This window comes from Streptomyces sp. CB01881, from assembly GCF_002953255.1.
Taxonomy (GTDB): Bacteria; Actinomycetota; Actinomycetes; order Streptomycetales; family Streptomycetaceae; genus Kitasatospora.
The window spans coordinates 10,920,072-10,936,887 of the sequence record NZ_CP026498.1 but is presented as its reverse complement, the minus strand read 5'-3'; the positions used below and the strand labels follow the sequence as shown (position 1 = coordinate 10,936,887).

Sequence of the window (16,816 nt, the reverse complement as noted above, 5' to 3'; positions counted from 1 at the left end):
GTCCGGGCAGGTAGCCGTCGATGGACAGTGGTCCCAGGGCCACGAGCGCTGCGAGCAGGACGATGACTCGGGTGTGCCGGCCGGCGGCGTCGTTGCTCATGGCTCAGTACGCCACGGTGATGCGGCGGCGGATCGCGGTGCCGCTCTCGATCGTGTCGGCCAAGGCGATCGCGTAGTCGGCGTACGAGATGCGGCTGTTGCCGTCGTCGTCGGTGAGCAGGGTGTCCCCGGCGCTGCGGTAGGCCCCGGTCCGCTCGCCCGCTCCGATGACCGCGGCGGGCGACACGTACGTCCAGTCGAGGTCGTGCACGCCGCGGTAGAGGTCGAGCGCTTCGGACTGGGCCTCGGCGTTGGCCTTCCACAGCGCGGGGAAGTCCGGGTCGTCCATGACCCGGGCGCCGGTCGGCGTGCGCAGGCTACCGGCGCCGCCGATGGTGACCAGGCGGGTGACGCCGGCTCGGCGGAGTCCGTCGATCAGCGCACGGGCGGCACCGACGATCGTGGCGCGGTCGTTCTCCTGGCCGATCCGGGGGCCGACGGCCGACAGTACGGCGTCGTGGGAGGCGGCGAAGCCGGCGACCGCGGCGGCGTCTGTGACGTCACCGGTGGTCACGGTCAGGGCCTTGTGCTTGAGTCCGTCGACGTGGCCGGCTCGGGTGACCGCGGTGACGGTGTGGCCGCGACGCAGTAGTTCCTCGGTGGTGGGCCGGCCGATGTTGCCACTGGCACCGAACAGGACGATCTTCATGTGGTGCTCCTTGCTTCTGATCGTCAGAGGACGGGCTGGCCGTCGGCGATGATGGCCGCGGTGATGCCGCGCTCGTCGGCGGCGTGCTGGAAGCGCTGCTCGATGTCGGGTTGTTCGGTGTAGAACGGCGGGTTGTGGAACAGGCCGTAGTGCATGGCGCAGACGGTGCCGGCGCCGAGTGCGACGGCGGCCTCGACGCCCTGCTCGGGGGTCATGGTCGCCGGGACGTTGGCCGCGTAGCCCTCGAAGTGGGCGATGACGCCGTTGACCGGGACGAACGCGACATCGAACGGGCCGTGGTCGCGGGCGATCTGCCACCAGCTGCCGTGCCACTGGGTGTCGCCGCAGTGGACGACCCGCCGGCCGGCGCCTTCGACGACCCAGGCAACCTGGTCACAGTCGTTGCCGCGCCAGTCCAGCGAGGTCACCGGGGTGACGGTCAGCGCTCCGATGCGGCGCGACCGGCCCAGGTCCTGGGCAACGGGGGTGATGCCCACCTCGTGCAGCGCCGCCGCGCTCGGGGTGTGGCAGCCGATCGTGCCGGTGGCCGCGATCCGGGCGATCAGGTCGCGGTCGTAGTGGTCGGGGTGCAGGTGGGTGATCAGGGCGTGGGTGCCGGGCGGGGTATCGACCGGGTCGACCGGCCGGCGCGGCGGTCCCATCACCGGCGCCAGCGGAGCGACGTTCTCGAGCGGGTCGATCAGCAGGCGGGTGTCGCCGAGACGGATCTCGACGCCAGCCCAGGCCAGCCGACGCACGGAAAGGGTGGGAGTCATGGGCAGCGACGCTAGACCGACGTTGTTGAGAAAGTCAACAAGAGAGTTTTGAATCTCAACACCACGATGTAGGGTGGCGGCATGCGTACCTACGGGCAGTACTGCGGCATCGCGAAAGCACTGGACACCATCGGCGACCGATGGACCCTGCTGATCGTCCGTGAACTGCTCGCCCTGGGTCCGTGCCGGCACACCGACCTGCGCAACGGGCTGCCCGGGATCGCCAGCAACCTGCTGGTCGACCGGCTCCGCGAACTCGGGGAAGCCGGACTGGTCCACCGCGAGGCCGCCCCGCCGCCGGTGGCCACCACCCTGTTCTCCCTCACCGAGCGTGGCCGCGCGCTGGAGCCGGTGCTGCAAGAGCTGAGCCGGTGGGGCGTGCCGCTGCTGCGTGAGCCGGGCGGCAGCGACACCTTCCGCACCCACTGGCTGGACATGCCCGCCCGGGCACTGACCGACCACCGCCCCGACCAGCCGGCAATCGCCCTGCAACTGCACGCCGACGGCAACGAAGACCTGGTCATCGAAGTCAAGGACGGCTCAGTGCACACACACGCCGGCCGGGTCGACCACCCCACCGCGTCCCTGACCGGACCGCCGCACCTGCTGGCCGCGACCCTGCTCGGCGACCTCGATCTGAGCGCCGCAGTACAGCAAGGCCTGCGGCTCAGCGGCGAACACGAGGCAGTACTGCGCATCCTGCCCCGCTGATCCGGGTGTGAGTAGTTGCCGTACAGAGAGTGCCGCTGAGATTGATCTTGCTCGTGCTGGGCTACTTCGCGGGGGCTTCGAGCTGGCGGGGGCCGGCGCCCGCGCGCAGTTCGCGTAGGTCGGGGATGTGGTTGTACAGGGTGCCCGGGGAGACGCCGAGCAGCTTGGCGATCGAGGTGATGGAGCGGCCGGGGTCGGGCAGCAGGTCGCGTGCGGCCCGGATGACTTCCTCGGTGGCGACTGTGGGGCGTCCGCCGACGCGGCCCCGGGCGCGGGCTGCGGCCAGGCCCTCGTTGGTGCCGATGACGATGAGTTCGCGGATGAACTCCGCGAGGGCGGCGAAGACGTGGAAGACGAGCCGGCCGCCGGGGGTGGTGGTGTCCAGGTTCTCGTGCAGCGAGGTGAAGCCGATCCCGCGCTCGCGCAGCTCGGCGACCATGTTGATGAGGTCCTGGAGGCTGCGGCCATAGCGGTCAAGCGAGGGGACCACGAGGGTGTCGCCGGGGTCGAGGAAGGCGTGGCACGCCTTCAGCTCGGGGCGCAGCGCGTTCTTGCCGGACTTCTTGTCCGCGAAGATCTTCCGGCACCCGGCGGCGGTGAGCGCGTCGATCTGCCGTTCGAGCTTCTGTCCGCCGGTGGAGACTCGGGCGTATCCGATCTTGATTTCGGTGCGGACGAGCGGTTCGGCGACGAGAAGGTCCGGCCCGTCGGCCGGTTCGAGGGCGGTCATGACCCCGGATCATGTCAGAAAACGGTGGTCCGGAGTTGTTGAATAATCCTGGTTTTTGAAGGGGTTTTTGAAGGCCCTGAACGGTCTGGGCGGCCCCGCAGGGTGATCTTCAGAAAACGAACGTTTCTTGAAGGCCCGGAGGGGCGGGACGGCGTCACGCGACGCTGTACGGGCGCGGCCGACCGCCGATCGCCTCGGTCGTCTGGGCGGCGTGTCGAGCATGTTCTGCACCCGCTTGCGGCTGAAGACGGCGAGGAGCAGGGCCAGGGTGTAGACGGCGAGGGTGTGGATGCGGTCGCGGACGTCCATGACGTCGATGACTTCCTGCATCTTCGCTTCGCCCCGGGCGAGGCGGCGGGCGGCGGTGGTGACCGCGAACTCGTGCTCGGCGGGTGCGAAGCGGGCCACAGTGTCGACCTCCCGCACGAGGGTGATCGGGTTGTGCGGGCGCCCGGTGTCCCGCAGAACCCCGCGGGTGTCGTTGTAGGAGTTCGCGACCACGCCCCTGGCGAACTCCAGCTGGTCGTCCTCCAGGTGCGCGAGGTGTTCAACGATCGCAGCGCGGTCGCGTGCGGCGTAGGCCCGCAACAGATCGTGGGCCCGCCACGCGGCCTCGTTCATCCGGGGGGCGGTGAGGTCCTGAAAGTCGTGGATCTGGCTCATCGCGTCTCCGTGGTCGTACGGGCGGGAGTGTCCGCCGGGGTGCGGGGGCGGGGCACGGCGGCGGCCGACACCAGGTCGAGCCGCTTGTCCATGTCCAGGCGGAAGATGCCGTAGGGGTTGATGTTCGACCAGAACAGCGCCGTCAGGCCGCGCCGGTCCTCGGCGCTCAGCTTGTTCGCCCACTTCGGCTCGGCCAGGACCTGCTGGAGCAGCAGGGTGTTGACGTGCACGAGGCTGGACTGGAGCAGGTGCAGGGCGAGCATTGAGGTCTCGGCGTGCTCTTTGTCGGGGCCGGTCAGGGCTCCGTCCTTGCCGTAGTGGAGCACGGTGTTCGCGCTGTTCCAGTTCTCTACGACCTGGAGCCCGCCGTGGATCTCCCGGCGCAGGCCGGGGCTGGCGAGGTAGTCACAGGCGAAGACCGTACGAACTGCGCGGCCGAGTTCTTCGAGGGCTGCGTAGGTGGGGTGCTTGGGGCCGCCGCGGGTGAAGCGCCGCAGCACCTGTTTCGCCTCCGCCGTGCCGAGCCGGAGCGCGGTGGCGTACTTGACCATCTGGTCGTACTGCTGCTCGATCAGCTCCCAGCGGATCGGCCGGGTCAGCGAGCCGCCGAGCGCCGGCCAGCCCGGCGGGGCGTCGTCCGGGCGGTACAGGCGGATGCTGCCGATGTTCTTCAGCCTCGGCAGCAGCCTGAAGTTCAGCAGCTCGGTGAAGGCGAACCCGACCACCGAGGCGCCGTGGGTGTCGACGTACTGGGACTCGATCTCGGCGTCCGTGCAGTGCCGCAGCAGGCCCTCGATCATCGCCGCAACCTCGGACGACGAACAGGACTTCAGCTGGGAGTAGATGCAGACGTTCTTCTTCTCGACGTGCCAGTAGATCATCACGCCGTTGCCGCCGTAGCGGGCGTGGTACTCGGTCATGAAGTTGCTGGACCAGGACCCGAACTTCTTCGAGTCCGACGCGCACGCGGTGCCCTGGCCCCACCAGTCGGCGTCGCGGGCCGCGAAGGTGCCGTTCACCAGCCGGGTGACGGCGGCGCGGAGGTTGTCGACGGTGATGAAGTGCCGGCGCACGTGGCGCGGCGGCTTCGGTCTCGCCGTGCTCGCCGGTCGCCACGATCGCCCGGATGCCCATATTGGTGCCCAGGGCGAACAGCGCGAGCAGCAGGCGCCGCTGGAGGGTCGCGCGGTCGATGCGCTCGTAGGCGGCGACCGAGGTGAACTCGTCGGTGAAGCCGGTGAGGAAGTCAGCGTTCTTCAGCACGTCCAGGAGGTCGAGCACGCCCCATCGTCGTACGACCTCGTCCTTGAGGGCCGCAAGTCCGGTGGGCTCGTCCAGCGGCTCCAGCTTGGGCACCGTGATCCACGGCTCGCCCTTGCGGGTGGTGACCTTCACCCCGCCCGCCGAGCCGTCCGCGAGCGCGGCCGACAGCCGGTCCAGGCCGTCCGTCATCCGCCGCTTCAGCCCGGCGATGAACTCCTTGGGGTCCTCGGGCTGCCGGATCGCGGCGTAGTGCACGGTGCGGGCCGACTCGAAGTCGCCGGGCAGGTCGTCCTCCGGGTCGCCCCACCGCCTGGCGCCCTTGATGTAGATCTCCCGGCGGCGGATCGCGTCCCGCAGTGCCACCAGGACGCACAGCTCGTACGGGATGCGCTCGACGCGGCTCTTGTCGTCGACGACCGCCTCGCGCCAGTCCTTGCGCACGACGCCGTCCAGCGGCACCACGTCGCCGGCGTCGTAGAAGCGGGTCTTGCCATCGACGTCGGCGTACCTGGCCAGCAGCGCGAGCGCGTCCATCACCGGCCGGTAGGCGGTGTTGTTGCACTGGAAGCCCAGCGTGTTCAGCAGCGGCGGCAGCATCTGCCGGTAGTACGAGCTGTACGAGGAGCGCAGGGTGGCGCGGACCTTGGCCTTGAAGACCTTCTCGTTCGCCTTCGCCTCGGCCACCAGCTCGCGCAGTGTCCTCTCCCCGACCACCGGGAACAGTGCCCGGCGTACGACCTCGTCGGGCTTGTCGACTGCGGCCGTCGCCAGCTTGAAGAGGATGCCCTCCTTGCCGCGGACCTTCTTCAACTCGGCGGTGAGCTGCTTCTCCACCCGCCGCTCGGCACGGGCGTTGATCTTGTGGACCAAGGCGACCAGCAGTTCCACCAGGGCATCGGTGATCTCACCCTGGCGGGACGCGCACAGCGCGGCCAGCAGCGTCGTCCGTACGTCCTCCCCCGCATCCCGGAAGTCCGAGGGGTACATCTTGATCGCCCGTGCCCGCCAGGCGGCCACCAGCTTCTCCGAGCAGTCCGCGAACAGTCCCTCCGGCAGACCCAGATGCCGGACGGCGGTCAGCTTGGTGATCTCCGTCAGGAGCGAGTCAAGCCCCACCGCGCCGGGGTCCCGCTTCAGCGCGGCCAGCAGCGCGGTGCCGTCCTCATTGCCCTCCGCCACCAGCTCCAGCAGGCGCCGGGCGCACACGTCACCCAGGCGTGCGACGGTCCTCGCGCAGAAGACCCGGTCCGCCCGCGCCCGCGCGGCGGCCACGATCCGCTCGATACGGCCCGGGGGCTCGATGCGGTCGCTGCGACACTGCACGAGCAGGGCCTGGCGCAGCCGGTCCTCGACCAGCTCGACGGGGCAGACCTCATCGGCGAGCCAGCCGGTCAGCCGTTCCTCGTCGGCGCGGGTCGACGGGCGGAAACCGAGGGCTTCACGGATCTGCGTACGGTGCCCCTTCGCGGACCGGGACGACAGGTCGTACTTCGCCAGGTCCCCTCCCGGCACCTTGACCACGTCGGCGACGTAGTCGACCGCGGCCGGGGGAACTCCTCCAGGAACTGGGGGAACCGGCCCTCCAGCTCGAAATACTTCAGCATCAGCACGAAGCCGAGCCGGGTCGGGCCCGACTTGTTCGCGACCAGGTCCCAGTCACTCCCCACCGGCGTCCAACACGCCACCACATCCTCGGGCGACCACTCCCGGCGCATGAACCCCTACCCTCCACCGACTACTCGTTCGGCCTAACGAACAGGCGGGGCCCGAAGCAACGGGAGGTCGGAGGTCAGCGGCAGCTACTTTGCACCGTGGGTCACGGATAGGACACCGGGGCCCTTCCTGGTGGACCGGGGCACGAGCAGGTGTTCCTCGCGGCCGAGAAGGGCCTCACCGCCGAACTCGGCGACGACTTCGACTTCCGGCTGCACGGCCCCCTGCCCGCCTACAGCTTCGTCTGAGGCAAGGAGAACGTCGCCATGGGCCTGCTCACCCAGATCCTCACCCTCCCGCTCGCACCGCTGCGCGGCACCGTCTGGGTGCTGGAACGCGTGGTGGAGACCGCCGAGGACGAGTACTACGACCCGCCCCCGTCCAACGGGAGCTCGCCGATCTGAAGAGGGCACTCCTCGCCGGTGAGATCGACGACGAGACCTTCGACCGGCGCGAGGACGAACTCCTCGACCGGCTGGACGAGATCAGGGCCCACCGGCAGCAGACCGGCACCTGACCGCACACCGCGCAGCCCCGGCCGGGGAAGGAGGCGACACGACCGTGACCGACCCCGTCGCCCGACGCCTCGGCTCCTTCCCCTCCCGGGCGGAACCGCCCGGGAGGCAGTCCTCGGCCAGCCTCGCCGACATCCTGGAACGCGTGCTCGACAAGGGCATCGTCATCGCCGGGGACATCCAGATCAATCTCCTCGACATCGAACTGCTCACCATCAAGCTGCGCCTGCTGATCGCCTCCGTCGACAAGGCCAAGGAGATGGGCATCGACTGGTGGGAGCACGACCCTTCGCTGTCCTCCCGCGCCGGAACGCGGGATGTCAGCGATCACAAAATTCCCCAGCTCCGTGGGGTCCAGCGTCACGCAATTCGGCTCTGTCGAAGATCTTGTGATCGGGCCCGTGGCGCCTGGGTGGACTGACATGATGTCAGGCGTGCAGTTCGCGGAATCTTGAGGCCCTTCTTCCTCATCTGGCGGGTGTCGTAGTCGAGTTCGTGCAGCAGCCGACGGCCCAGATCGTCCTGCATGCCCACGCGCGGGAGGCCGGGGCGATATGTCCACACTGCTCCAGGCCGTCGGGGCGGGTGCATGGGCGGTACGTCCGGCGACTGGCGGATGCGGCGGTCGGTGGCAGGGCGGTGGTTGTCGAGCTGGTCGTGCGCCGCTTCCGCTGCCTGAATGGCGCCTGCTCCGCGGTGACTTTCGCCGAGCAGGTTGAGGGGCTCACCATGCCGCACGCCCGCAAGACCCCGCTGCTGCGATCGGTGCTGCTGTCCATCGCGTGCGCGCTCGCCGGCCGACCCGGCGCCCGCCTGGCCGCATTGCTGGGCATGCGTGCCGCGAAGGACACCCTGCTGCAGCTGCTTCGTAGCGTGCCCGATCCTCCCCAGGCCCCGGTGCGGGTGCTGGGCGTGGACGACTTCGCCCTGCGCAAGGGCGACTCGTACGCCACCGTCCTGGTGGACCTGGAGGCCCGCCGGCCGGTCGACGTGCTGCCGAGCAGGGAGGCCGACCCGCTGGCAGCCTGGCTGGCTGGGCATCCGGAGGTTGAGATCATTTGCCGGGACCGGGCAGGGGCCTACGCCGAAGGCGCCAGGACCGGCGCCCCGCAAGCCGTCCAGGTCGCTGATGGGTGGCACCTGTGGCGGAACGTTGCCGAGGCGGTGGAGAAGACCGTCGGGTCGCACCACGGCTGCATCCGGTCCGCGTTCGCGGCAAGTCCGGCCGCTGAACCGGCCAGAGCCGGCGACGCGACGCAGCCCTTCGGCCCTCCGGCCGGGATGCACGACTGCCTCGGCCGCCCGCGGCGTCTGGTCGCCCGCACCAAGGAACGGTACGCGGCGGTGCAGGAACGGCTGGCCGAAGGCAAGTCCCTGACGGCGATCAGCCAGGAACTGCGACTGGACCACTCCACCGTGCGCCGCTTCGCCCGCGCCACGGGTATCGACGAGCTGCTGGTCAACGCGGCCAACCGGCAGTCCATCCTCGACGAGTACAAGCCTCACCTGCACCAACGCTGGAACGAGGGCTGTCACGACATCCCCCGGCTCCACCGCGAACTCCAAGAACTCGGTTTTCGCGGGGGCATCCAGACCGTCCGCCGCTACCTACGGCACGCAAAGCGGCACACGCCCCCTGTGACGCTCCGACCTGCCCCGCGGCCCCGCCGAGTGGTCCGCTGGATCATGACCGACCCGGCCCGCCTCCGCGCCGACGATGCCCAGGAGCTCAAGGAGATCCGGGCCGCCTGCCCACACCTCGACGCTGCGGCCCGGCACGTCCGGGACTTCGCCGGCATGCTCCAGGACCGGCGCGGCGACCTGCTGCCCGACTGGATGAACCGTGTCATCGCCGACGACCTACCCGCGCTCCACTCGCTCATCGCCGGCCTTCGCCGGGACCAGGACGCCGTGGTCGCAGGGCTGTCCAGCCCTTGGAGCTCGGGCCAGGTCGAAGGCCAGGTGACGCGAGTCAAGCTCCTCAAGCGCGCCGGTTACGGCCGGGCCAAACTCGACCTCCTCCGTATCCGCGTCCTCCTCCGGCCTTAAGGCGGGGAAGGACCTCGTCGCCATCGCCGGAGGTGGGCGAAAATCACCTCGTGGACAACCTCCTGAAATTCCTTCACGCCCGTAATGAGGCGGACAACCATGCCTACGCCGAGGTGGCCTACCGCTTCGGAGGTGATGCTCTCCTCGACAGCCATCTGCCGATGCTCGACATGGTCGATAAGTTGGCTCGGGACTACGAGGCCATGGATCCGTCCGACGCACGGTTCACCGGTCTCAGGTATGCCCTCCGCGTGCTCGCACAGTCTTACGCTGAGCACCCCGACTACCAGGCGGAGTGGCGACCCTAGAACGTCCAAGCGAAAGACCATGGGGCGCCACAAGATCTTCGCCAGAGCCGAATTACATGATCGTCCACACGCTGGAGGAGGAGAACCGGCGCCTGCGCGAACAACTGGAGGCCCTGCGGGCCGAGGCGGCCCTGCCTCCTGCCGCGGCCACCGATGAGAAGCCTGTGCGCCGGCCGGCACGTGCGAAGCGGACATCGCCCCGCGCCCGCCCCGCCCCGGGGGACGAGTCATGAACCAGCCCTCGCGTACACCTACGCCGTCGCCCTGGACACCGGCGGGGAGCACGCCGTCGCGTCCCTCCGCCCGTGACTCCCAGACCACAGGGCCGGCACGGCGCCCCGCCACCCAATGCCGGAGTCCGTCAGCCGCTGGCTGCCGAGGGCGGGTCGGCGCGGCGTCGTCGGGCTCACGATGCATCCGGTGATCCACGGGTTGGAGCACGAGACTTCAGCGTGCACGCTGCCGAGCGGACAGTCCCCTCCCACGGGAGCCGTCGCGGGCGCGGGACGGGAGCGGCTGGGTCACACAGAGCCGGCTGACCCCGTCGTCCTGCATGACCGGGCGGACAGTTCCCTTCTGCCCGCGGCTCACCACCGCGGCTGCCCGAAACCAAGGGCATCCAGCAGCAGCTCCAAGTCCTCGGCATCACGCGCATACGCCACCACCACACGCCGGGCCCGCGTCGCAGTCTCCTCATCCACACGCGGGTCCCAGGTCAACGATCACGGTCAGATTCCGCTGTCCTGAAGCCATGCAATGAACCCCTCTCCAGCCGGTAGACCCTGCCTGCCGATCACCTCCCCCGCCACAGCACGGCAACATCCCAGGCGCCGTTCGGGCCACACCCACGGCGTCGACCGCCGACAGATCGATTTCGATTTCGACTCCACGACCGCCGCCACCCACTGCTCATCGCTCGCCACCGCTGGCCCCAGCCGGCAAGGGCTGCACCGGCCGTGTGGATTCGGGCCCAGCGGGCAGAGGCTCCCCACGAGCCGTGCTCACACGCTTCGCGACTGTCCGCCGCCGAGACGGTGCCGGAAGGAGCGACGTCCCCCCGTCCACGGCTGAACCACCCTCTGTGAGGCGGCGCATCATGGCCCTCTTCCTCCTGATCGTCATCATCGCCATCGTGCTGGGCCTGGTCGGCGTCGCCGTGCACGGCCTGCTCTGGCTCCTCGCCATCGGCATCGTGGTCCTCATCGCCGATGTGGTCTACCTCGCCGCTCGGCGTCGACGCACCGCACGCTGAACCCGCCACCACCCTGGCCCGCCCTGCCCCGCCCCCGGGGGGTCCCGGCTCGCCCAGCCACGCCTGAAATCCGAACCGCGATCCGCCGATCTCGCCTGCAGACGACCGCAATCTGGCGCCCGGAGCAGCCCGGGCAGTGCCACTCACGGCAGCGGTCAGGTGTGCTGGGGCCGCTGACCGGAGTGGCAGGACCTGTCTGGCAGGCGTAGATCGAACACAGGCCGGCGAAGGCCGACCTCGCATTCTGCAGGGAGCTGGACGAGCAGAGTGCGGTAGGCGATCTCGGCGTTCGGCGGCAGGGGCGCGGCCGCGGGTCGCGAGGTGCCGCAAGTCGGGTCCTTCCGGGGGATGGCCGGCCGCGGGCCCGGGTGGAACGGGGCGTTGCTGCGCCGGATTCGGGTGGCCGGTGTTACGGGCGGGGTCGGTAGAGGAGAGCTGAGATCATGACCGCCGTTTCCACGGCAACCGAGCCGCTGCCACCGGCGCCACCCCTCCCAGGGCGACCGCCTCACCGGCCGACACCGCTTCTGCCGGACCTGCCGCCTCTCCCGGGCTGCGAGGCTCCACCGATCAGGATCGGCCGTCAAAGGCGCAGGCATGTCCTGACGGCCCGTTTCCGGGACCTGACGGGCAGGCCGTGCCGTGCGCTGTACGGATCGCCGGAGACTGCGCGGCTACGGTGGGCGCTTGTCCAGCGAGGAGCCGGCCCCGGCCGGTGTTCGGGACATGGTCGAGGTGGCGGCCGCGATCGCGAGGCTGGCGGGCGGACCGCAGCCGCTGACTCCCGCTCTGCAGGGCGTGGCCGCGTACGAGTGGGCAGCTGGCCGACGGCCTGTGGCTCCGGTCAGCGGGGCTCTGCTGGTGGGAGATCTGCCGAGCGACGACCAGTTGCAGGGCGAGGAACGTGCGGCTCTGCGGCGGGTGCACAACAGGCGGATATCGGCCCGCAGGACCGCAACTTCGGGCTCGGAGTGGTCCGCGCACTGGCCTGGCTGATCGGATACAGCGGTGACCAACCCTGATGCTGAGCGGTGAGCGGGGCCGGGCGGCGACCCGGCCGGCTACCCCTGCGGATCCCGCGGCTTCGAACACCTGCGTGCCGGGCCCTGAAGCCGGGCCGAACAGGGGGCACCGCCTACCCGTCCCACACTGCCTCGACGTGCCATCGCAGCGTGGGACGCGTGGGAACTCACGCGCGATGGCCAGGGCTGGCAGACGACCGGGAAACCATCCCCGCAGCCCCGGGCCCGGCCCGGCGACCACGCCAGTCGGCGCTACGGCCCCGCGATGCGCGGCAGGCCGGTTCGGTAGTCGGTGAACAGTTCTCGGGGGGCGTGCCGTGTCGGCAGGCGTCGGTCACCGGATCCGGCAGGAGGGCGTCGTCGGGGGGCTACTGGCGGGACGGATCTTTCCGATGCCTGCGCCCCGGCCCAGTGCCGCCTTCAGCAGAGCGAAGACGGCACCCCGGAGGGCGGCGGCGAGCAGGCCCCTGCGCCAGGTGTGGCGCTCCTTGGCGGTCTCCTCGTGTCCGACGATCCTCCAGGCTCGTCGGACCACCGCGACGGCCGGGCCACCGCCCAGCGCCCCGACGAGGAGAGCGGCAGGCCTGTGCGTGATCGTGGCGATGTGCACCGCTCCTCCTTCCGCGGTTCGGCCGGAACCCGCTCTCGCACCCCGGCTGGCGCGCGGGCAGGATCCGACTCGGGTGACGGCGTTTCAGTGGCCGGACGCGGGAGCGTCGGGTCCCTCGGGGTCGACTCCGGAACGCGTGCCCGCGGTGTAGCGGCCGCTGGGGCGGCCGGACGGGCCCCGGGGGCCCAGGTCACGGTGGTGCTTCGGGGGTCCTTGGTCCTCGCCGCGCCGACCGGCGCTCTCCACGGTGTCGCCGGGGACGCCGTCGTGCTCCTCTTCGGACGGTTCCCGGCCCGGCCCGGGTTCGGGTGCGTGGGTTTCGGGGTCGAAGGAGCGGCGTGCGCTGTCGTTCGGCTCCTGGTCCTCCGCGTCGATGTCGCCTGACCAACCGTGCTGGTCGGCGCCCTCGAAGCGGCTGGTCTCGCCCTCGTCCATCGTGTGGTGACGGGTTGCCTTGTTCGCAGTCATGTCCTCAGCCTTCCGCGACAGGACCGTCATGTGGTCCGTACCGGCGCGTCTGTCCGACCGGGCGACGCGCACACCCCGGCCGCGCGGTTCGTCCCCCGGCTGTCACCCGGCAACGGAGCGGTCGATCACCCCCGCGTGCCCTGTCGGCATCCACCGCCCTCTCCGAGAGCTTTCCCTTGCACGCTCCCTGCGGCCGGCGGCGGCACGGCCCGGTGAGTGCCCCGTCACGAACTCCGCGTACGACGGCACCGGCCACCTGCGGTGCGGCTGCCAGCCGGTTTGCCTCAACCGGCTGGCGGTATACGTACAGATGGCCGCCGGCCCGCCGAGCCGCCCGGCCGCGGCCCTGTCCGCGAGCGCTACGGCTCTGGCACCTCTGCCCACCGGGCACGCAATTCGGGAAGAACCAATGATCATCCTCGGCGTCATACTGCTCGTCATCGGCTTTGTCACCGGGATCTCAATCCTGTGGACCATCGGCATCGTTCTGGCCGTCATCGGCCTCATCCTGTGGGTTGCCGGCCTCCTCGGCCACGCCGTCCGCGGGCGCCGCCACTACTACTGATTCGCTGGTCGCAGCACGGCCGCCGCGGGGGCGACATGGGTCTCGGGCGCCACGGGCGGTCCGGGCCCGGCCGACGGTCGAAGCGCGCGGTGCGCACTCACGATCCGTCGGCCCACAGCTCCTGGCGGCCACTCGCCTGCCGCAGCCCAACGCGCGAACGCGCACACGCTCGAACGCGCACTGCCCCACGGCCCCGCTGCCCCGAGGAGCACCGTCCGCCGTCATGAGCGACCTGCACACCCCGCAGGACCCGACTGACCAGCATCCGAAGCCGCCATTCCCCGAGCAGTCCCAGTCCCACCCCGGCAGCGGCGAGCAGATGCGGCCGAGCCCCGACCACGGCGAGACCAGCTACCGCGGCACCGGCCGCCTGACCGGACGCGTCGCCCTGATCACCGGCGCAGACTCCGGCACCGGACGCGCCGTCGCCCTTGCCTTCGCCCGCGAAGGGGCAGACATCGCCTTCTGCCACCTGTCCGAGGAACAGGCCGACGCCGAAGAGACCACCCGCCTGATCGTCGATGCCGGACGCCGCGCCCTGGCCGTCGCCGGGGACCTGCGCGACGAAGCGTTCTGCTCCGGCCTGGTGGCCCGCTGCACCGACATGTTCGGCCGCCTCGACATCCTGGTGAACAACGCCGCCTACCAGATGTCCCAACCCGAGGGCCTGTCCGCGATCAGCACCGAACAGTTCGACCGCGTCATGAAAACCAACCTGTACGGCATGTTCTGGACCACCCGCGCCGCCCTGTCCCACCTGCGCCCCGGCGCCTCCGTCATCAACACCGCCTCCGTCCAGGCGTACAAGCCCAGCCCCCACCTCCTCGACTACGCGATGACCAAGGCCGCCATCGTCGCCTTCACCCAGGCACTCGCACTGCAGCTCGCCCCCGACGGCATCCGCGTCAACGCGGTCGCCCCCGGACCGGTGTGGACACCGCTGATCCCCGCCACCATGGACGAGGAGAAGGTCGCCCACTTCGGCGAGCAGTCGCCTCTCGGCCGCGCCGCCCAACCCGCCGAAATGGCCCCGGCCTATGTCTTCCTCGCCTCTCAGGAGTCCTCCTACATCACCGCCGAAATCATCAACGCCACCGGCGACACTCCCCTGCCCTGACCTCGGTGGACCCACAGTGCGCCGTGCCGGCGTCTCCGCCCGCCAGCTGCCCATCACCGAAGTGGCACGGCTCGGAAACTTCCGGGCAGACGGTTCGCCGACCGCTACGAGAAGGCGAGCGACGGGTCTGGACCTGATCTCAGCTCGGACGGGGATCCAGCTCTGACCGGTGCGCTGCCACCCGCTCTGCCACGCGACGGACCAACCGGAGGCGATCGTAGGAGGAAGCGGGGGCCGGCTCAGGGCCTCGGTGCCGAGCCGGGTGAGGATGGTGTTGATCGATGCGCGGGAGCGCGGCGGACCGGGCGGTCAGCGGCCCGGCGCGGCGGCCAGTACCCGCGTGTGCGCGGGGCGGGTGATCACACGATGGCTGCCCTCGGGGGTGATCTCCACCTGCAGGAGGCCGTCGCAGCCGGTGAAGACCGGGTAGCCGGCAGGGCCGAAGCGGCCGGTGGCGGCGACCGGGCAGGTGCCCACCCGACCGGCGGTATCCCGCAGCCACAGCACATACCCGCCCGAGCACAACGACGGCGCGGTGGCCACCCTGCTCAGCCGCTCACCGGGGCGAAGCCGAGGATCCAGCCCAGCGCCCGGGCCGCACCCACCGCACGTGCCCGCTCGTCGAGGGGCCTGGCGCGGTCACGTGCCGCCTTGATGGCGGCGCGCTCTTCCACCGCGAGATCCAGGTCGGCCGGCACGGCATCCAGGACACGGCCGGTCACCGGCGCCGGACCTGCCGGGTCCAGCGCCCACCGGTACGCGGCGAGAGCACCGGCCTCCTCGGCAGGCAGCCCACCCGCGAAACGCCGGACGAGTTCATCCGCACCACCGACGATCTCCTCACGCGCACGCACCGCAATGAACGCCTCCCCGGACTCCTCGGGCACCACGCCACCTCACACCAACGGAACCGGCGCCGCCTCGTGCCCCGCGGCAAACAGTCGATCGCCCCACCCTGCTGGCTGTCCCGCCACTTCGCACGGCGGCACAGGGTACGACTGCCCCATCCGGGTGCCACCTGCAGCGGCCTCGCGTCCCTGCCAAGGCTCTCCTGCACTCCGGAGTTGGTCCCGCCAGGCAGGCCTGCTGGTCCTGTTGCGTGGCCGGCCGTTCAGGCCCGGACACGCCAGCCGACAGCACCCGGTCGAGCGTCTACCTCCGCAGCCGCAGAACCTCGTCCGGGCGGAGCCAGCCGGTTCGGACGCCTCTGCGCCCGCGCGCCCACCACGCATCCCCGCTCCGGAATGCCCCGGCCGGCCCATGCAGCGGCGTCGCACCCGCCCGGCGGCGGGTAGCGGCGACTCGTCGTAGGTTGCGGACATGACCAGTGACGAGAGGACGATCCCGGCCGTGGGGGTTCGCCCGCTGGACGAGGTGTTCGACGCGATCGAGTCTGCCCACCGGCGCCCGCAGCCCTGGACCGGTTTCGACCACGGGGTCCTCGGGGCCTACCGGTGGGCCGCCGGAGCCCAGGGCGAGGCACCGGTCACCACCGCCGCCGCGCTCGGGGCCATGGGGCCGTGCCGGGCGCAGCTGCTGGCCGAGTGCCAGGCCGCCGCGGTCCGTCTGCGCGACGCCCTGAACGAGCGCACGGACCCCGCGTACGCCCTGGGCGCCTACCAGGCGCTGGCCTGGCTGTGCGGCCACCACGAGGACCGCCCCTGACCAGCGCCCCCGAGGAAACAGTGACCGCCCTGACCGCCCCCCCGGAGGCCGACCCCGTGCCCACGCCCAGTCCGAACACCCGGCTCCGGCGAAGGAGTGGGCGCTGCCGCCCTGACCTGCCGGTGGGCTTCGCCTCCGGCGACGTGGAGAACGCCAGTAGGCGTTTCCTCCGCTACGGGGTCCTGCCCTTGTGGTTCGCCCCCGCCGTCGCGGACGGGGCGATGCACCGGCGGACCCGGATCGAGGACACCCGTGGCCTGCGCGAGTCCCAGATCCACGCATTGATGATGGCCGAGGCCGGCGCTCCGGTCGTTCTCGGCCTGACCTCCGGGATCAACCCGGTCCCGGCCACCGTGGCGGGCGCGGATCTGGTGCATGGGGCCACCGCCGTGTGGGACGTATCCCCGGCCACGGGAGAACGGGAGATCACCCCGATCGAGCAGCACGTCCACAGCTTCCTCGAGGTCCTCCCGCTCACTGCCGTGGCCTTCACCACCTGCCTGCGCTGGGACCAGGTCCCCTCCCTCCTGCACGGCGGAGACTCCCGCCCGCAGTTGGCGCCTGCACCCCAAGTCCCGCCCGCTGCCCTCCGGCTACCTGGCCGGCTTCGCCGCTGCCGTCACCGCGTTCACTGCCCTACG

At 70.8% G+C, this 16,816-nt stretch carries 19 protein-coding genes and 2 pseudogenes; 11 read left to right on the top strand and 10 right to left on the bottom strand.

Annotation, left to right across the window (positions count from 1 at the left end):
• Positions 1-103: 103 nt before the first annotated feature.
• Positions 104-748 carry an NAD(P)H-binding protein gene (locus C2142_RS37100; RefSeq protein ID WP_148647149.1) on the bottom strand — a complete coding sequence of 215 codons (645 nt, stop codon included), beginning with the start codon at positions 746-748 and terminating at the stop codon, positions 104-106.
• Positions 749-771: 23 nt separating this feature from the next.
• Positions 772-1,524 carry an MBL fold metallo-hydrolase gene (locus C2142_RS37095; RefSeq protein ID WP_148647148.1) on the bottom strand — a complete coding sequence of 251 codons (753 nt, stop codon included), beginning with the start codon at positions 1,522-1,524 and terminating at the stop codon, positions 772-774.
• A gap of 81 nt (positions 1,525-1,605) precedes the next feature.
• Here C2142_RS37095 and C2142_RS37090 point away from each other — a divergent pair, with 81 nt between their 5' ends.
• Positions 1,606-2,235 (top strand): helix-turn-helix domain-containing protein, encoded by a 630-nt coding sequence (locus tag C2142_RS37090; protein ID WP_148647147.1) that lies wholly within the window; start codon positions 1,606-1,608, stop codon positions 2,233-2,235.
• A 61-nt stretch (positions 2,236-2,296) separates the two neighbouring features.
• Here C2142_RS37090 and C2142_RS37085 read toward each other — a convergent pair whose 3' ends face one another.
• The 4 genes and pseudogenes from C2142_RS37085 to C2142_RS41850 form a co-directional block, all read right to left on the bottom strand.
• Positions 2,297-2,965 carry a recombinase family protein gene (locus C2142_RS37085; protein ID WP_148647146.1) on the bottom strand — a complete coding sequence of 223 codons (669 nt, stop codon included), beginning with the start codon at positions 2,963-2,965 and terminating at the stop codon, positions 2,297-2,299.
• Positions 2,966-2,974: 9 nt separating this feature from the next.
• Positions 2,975-3,628, bottom strand: coding sequence for a hypothetical protein (locus C2142_RS37080; RefSeq protein WP_148647145.1), 654 nt, complete (start codon positions 3,626-3,628; stop codon positions 2,975-2,977).
• On the bottom strand, positions 3,625-4,647 hold the full coding sequence (locus C2142_RS41855; RefSeq protein WP_277347355.1) for a transposase: 1,023 nt from the start codon (positions 4,645-4,647) through the stop codon (positions 3,625-3,627). The genes C2142_RS37080 and C2142_RS41855 overlap by 4 nt, the downstream gene beginning before the upstream one ends.
• Positions 4,648-4,798: 151 nt before the next feature.
• Positions 4,799-6,547, bottom strand: a pseudogene (locus C2142_RS41850) (DUF4158 domain-containing protein); the annotation flags it as partial.
• Between the two features lie 209 nt (positions 6,548-6,756).
• Here C2142_RS41850 and C2142_RS41220 point away from each other — a divergent pair.
• The 6 genes and pseudogenes from C2142_RS41220 (at position 6,757) to C2142_RS37045 (ending at position 10,728) form a co-directional block, all read left to right on the top strand.
• Positions 6,757-6,852 (top strand): GvpL/GvpF family gas vesicle protein, encoded by a 96-nt coding sequence (locus tag C2142_RS41220; RefSeq protein WP_241003048.1) that lies wholly within the window; start codon positions 6,757-6,759, stop codon positions 6,850-6,852.
• A gap of 18 nt (positions 6,853-6,870) precedes the next feature.
• Positions 6,871-7,121 (top strand): annotated as a pseudogene (locus tag C2142_RS37065) (gas vesicle protein GvpG).
• Between the two features lie 44 nt (positions 7,122-7,165).
• Positions 7,166-7,540 (top strand): gas vesicle protein, encoded by a 375-nt coding sequence (locus tag C2142_RS37060; RefSeq protein WP_148647144.1) that lies wholly within the window; start codon positions 7,166-7,168, stop codon positions 7,538-7,540.
• A 74-nt stretch (positions 7,541-7,614) separates the two neighbouring features.
• Positions 7,615-9,168 carry an ISL3 family transposase gene (locus C2142_RS37055; protein ID WP_241003047.1) on the top strand — a complete coding sequence of 518 codons (1,554 nt, stop codon included), beginning with the start codon at positions 7,615-7,617 and terminating at the stop codon, positions 9,166-9,168.
• A gap of 50 nt (positions 9,169-9,218) precedes the next feature.
• Complete coding sequence (locus C2142_RS37050) at positions 9,219-9,476, top strand: DUF6221 family protein (RefSeq protein ID WP_148647142.1); 258 nt, start codon at positions 9,219-9,221, stop codon at positions 9,474-9,476.
• 1,096 nt (positions 9,477-10,572) lie between these two features.
• Positions 10,573-10,728: a hypothetical protein gene (locus tag C2142_RS37045; protein ID WP_174315813.1), complete on the top strand. Its 156-nt coding sequence runs from the start codon at positions 10,573-10,575 to the stop codon at positions 10,726-10,728.
• Between the two features lie 1,356 nt (positions 10,729-12,084).
• Here the strand turns inward: C2142_RS37045 and C2142_RS37040 are convergent.
• Both C2142_RS37040 and C2142_RS37035 read right to left on the bottom strand, forming a co-directional pair.
• Entirely contained in the window at positions 12,085-12,360 is a 276-nt protein-coding gene (locus C2142_RS37040) for a DUF4235 domain-containing protein (protein WP_241003046.1), read from the bottom strand.
• A gap of 84 nt (positions 12,361-12,444) precedes the next feature.
• The gene (locus tag C2142_RS37035; RefSeq protein ID WP_241003045.1) at positions 12,445-12,828 is read right to left on the bottom strand and encodes a hypothetical protein; all 384 of its coding nucleotides are present in this window, start codon (positions 12,826-12,828) and stop codon (positions 12,445-12,447) included.
• Positions 12,829-13,237: 409 nt separating this feature from the next.
• Between C2142_RS37035 and C2142_RS37030 the strand changes: the two genes are divergently transcribed.
• Positions 13,238-13,393 (top strand): DUF6131 family protein, encoded by a 156-nt coding sequence (locus C2142_RS37030; RefSeq protein ID WP_148647141.1) that lies wholly within the window; start codon positions 13,238-13,240, stop codon positions 13,391-13,393.
• A gap of 223 nt (positions 13,394-13,616) precedes the next feature.
• Complete coding sequence (locus C2142_RS37025; protein WP_148647140.1) at positions 13,617-14,510, top strand: SDR family oxidoreductase; 894 nt, start codon at positions 13,617-13,619, stop codon at positions 14,508-14,510.
• A 309-nt stretch (positions 14,511-14,819) separates the two neighbouring features.
• On the opposite strand, the gene C2142_RS37020 is transcribed toward C2142_RS37025, so the two are convergent.
• Both C2142_RS37020 and C2142_RS37015 read right to left on the bottom strand, forming a co-directional pair.
• Positions 14,820-15,017 carry a DUF6296 family protein gene (locus C2142_RS37020; RefSeq protein WP_277347354.1) on the bottom strand — a complete coding sequence of 66 codons (198 nt, stop codon included), beginning with the start codon at positions 15,015-15,017 and terminating at the stop codon, positions 14,820-14,822.
• A gap of 41 nt (positions 15,018-15,058) precedes the next feature.
• Positions 15,059-15,397, bottom strand: a complete 339-nt coding sequence (locus C2142_RS37015; RefSeq protein ID WP_148647139.1) for a hypothetical protein — start codon at positions 15,395-15,397, stop codon at positions 15,059-15,061.
• 433 nt (positions 15,398-15,830) lie between these two features.
• Here C2142_RS37015 and C2142_RS37010 point away from each other — a divergent pair, with 433 nt between their 5' ends.
• Both C2142_RS37010 and C2142_RS37005 read left to right on the top strand, forming a co-directional pair.
• Positions 15,831-16,175: a hypothetical protein gene (locus C2142_RS37010; protein WP_148647138.1), complete on the top strand. Its 345-nt coding sequence runs from the start codon at positions 15,831-15,833 to the stop codon at positions 16,173-16,175.
• 143 nt (positions 16,176-16,318) lie between these two features.
• Positions 16,319-16,816: diguanylate cyclase (locus tag C2142_RS37005; protein WP_346766424.1), on the top strand; the 498-nt coding region annotated here is incomplete at its 3' end.

Coding starts and splice junctions, on each gene's coding strand:
- C2142_RS37080 (WP_148647145.1), bottom strand. CDS start 3,628: ATGAGCCAGATCCACGACTTTCAGGACCTCACCGCCCCCCGGATGAAC.
- C2142_RS37045 (WP_174315813.1), top strand. CDS start 10,573: ATGGCCCTCTTCCTCCTGATCGTCATCATCGCCATCGTGCTGGGCCTG.
- C2142_RS37035 (WP_241003045.1), bottom strand. CDS start 12,828: ATGACTGCGAACAAGGCAACCCGTCACCACACGATGGACGAGGGCGAG.
- C2142_RS37085 (WP_148647146.1), bottom strand. CDS start 2,965: ATGACCGCCCTCGAACCGGCCGACGGGCCGGACCTTCTCGTCGCCGAA.
- C2142_RS37025 (WP_148647140.1), top strand. CDS start 13,617: ATGAGCGACCTGCACACCCCGCAGGACCCGACTGACCAGCATCCGAAG.
- C2142_RS37090 (WP_148647147.1), top strand. CDS start 1,606: ATGCGTACCTACGGGCAGTACTGCGGCATCGCGAAAGCACTGGACACC.
- C2142_RS37030 (WP_148647141.1), top strand. CDS start 13,238: ATGATCATCCTCGGCGTCATACTGCTCGTCATCGGCTTTGTCACCGGG.
- C2142_RS37010 (WP_148647138.1), top strand. CDS start 15,831: ATGACCAGTGACGAGAGGACGATCCCGGCCGTGGGGGTTCGCCCGCTG.
- C2142_RS37100 (WP_148647149.1), bottom strand. CDS start 748: ATGAAGATCGTCCTGTTCGGTGCCAGTGGCAACATCGGCCGGCCCACC.
- C2142_RS37095 (WP_148647148.1), bottom strand. CDS start 1,524: ATGACTCCCACCCTTTCCGTGCGTCGGCTGGCCTGGGCTGGCGTCGAG.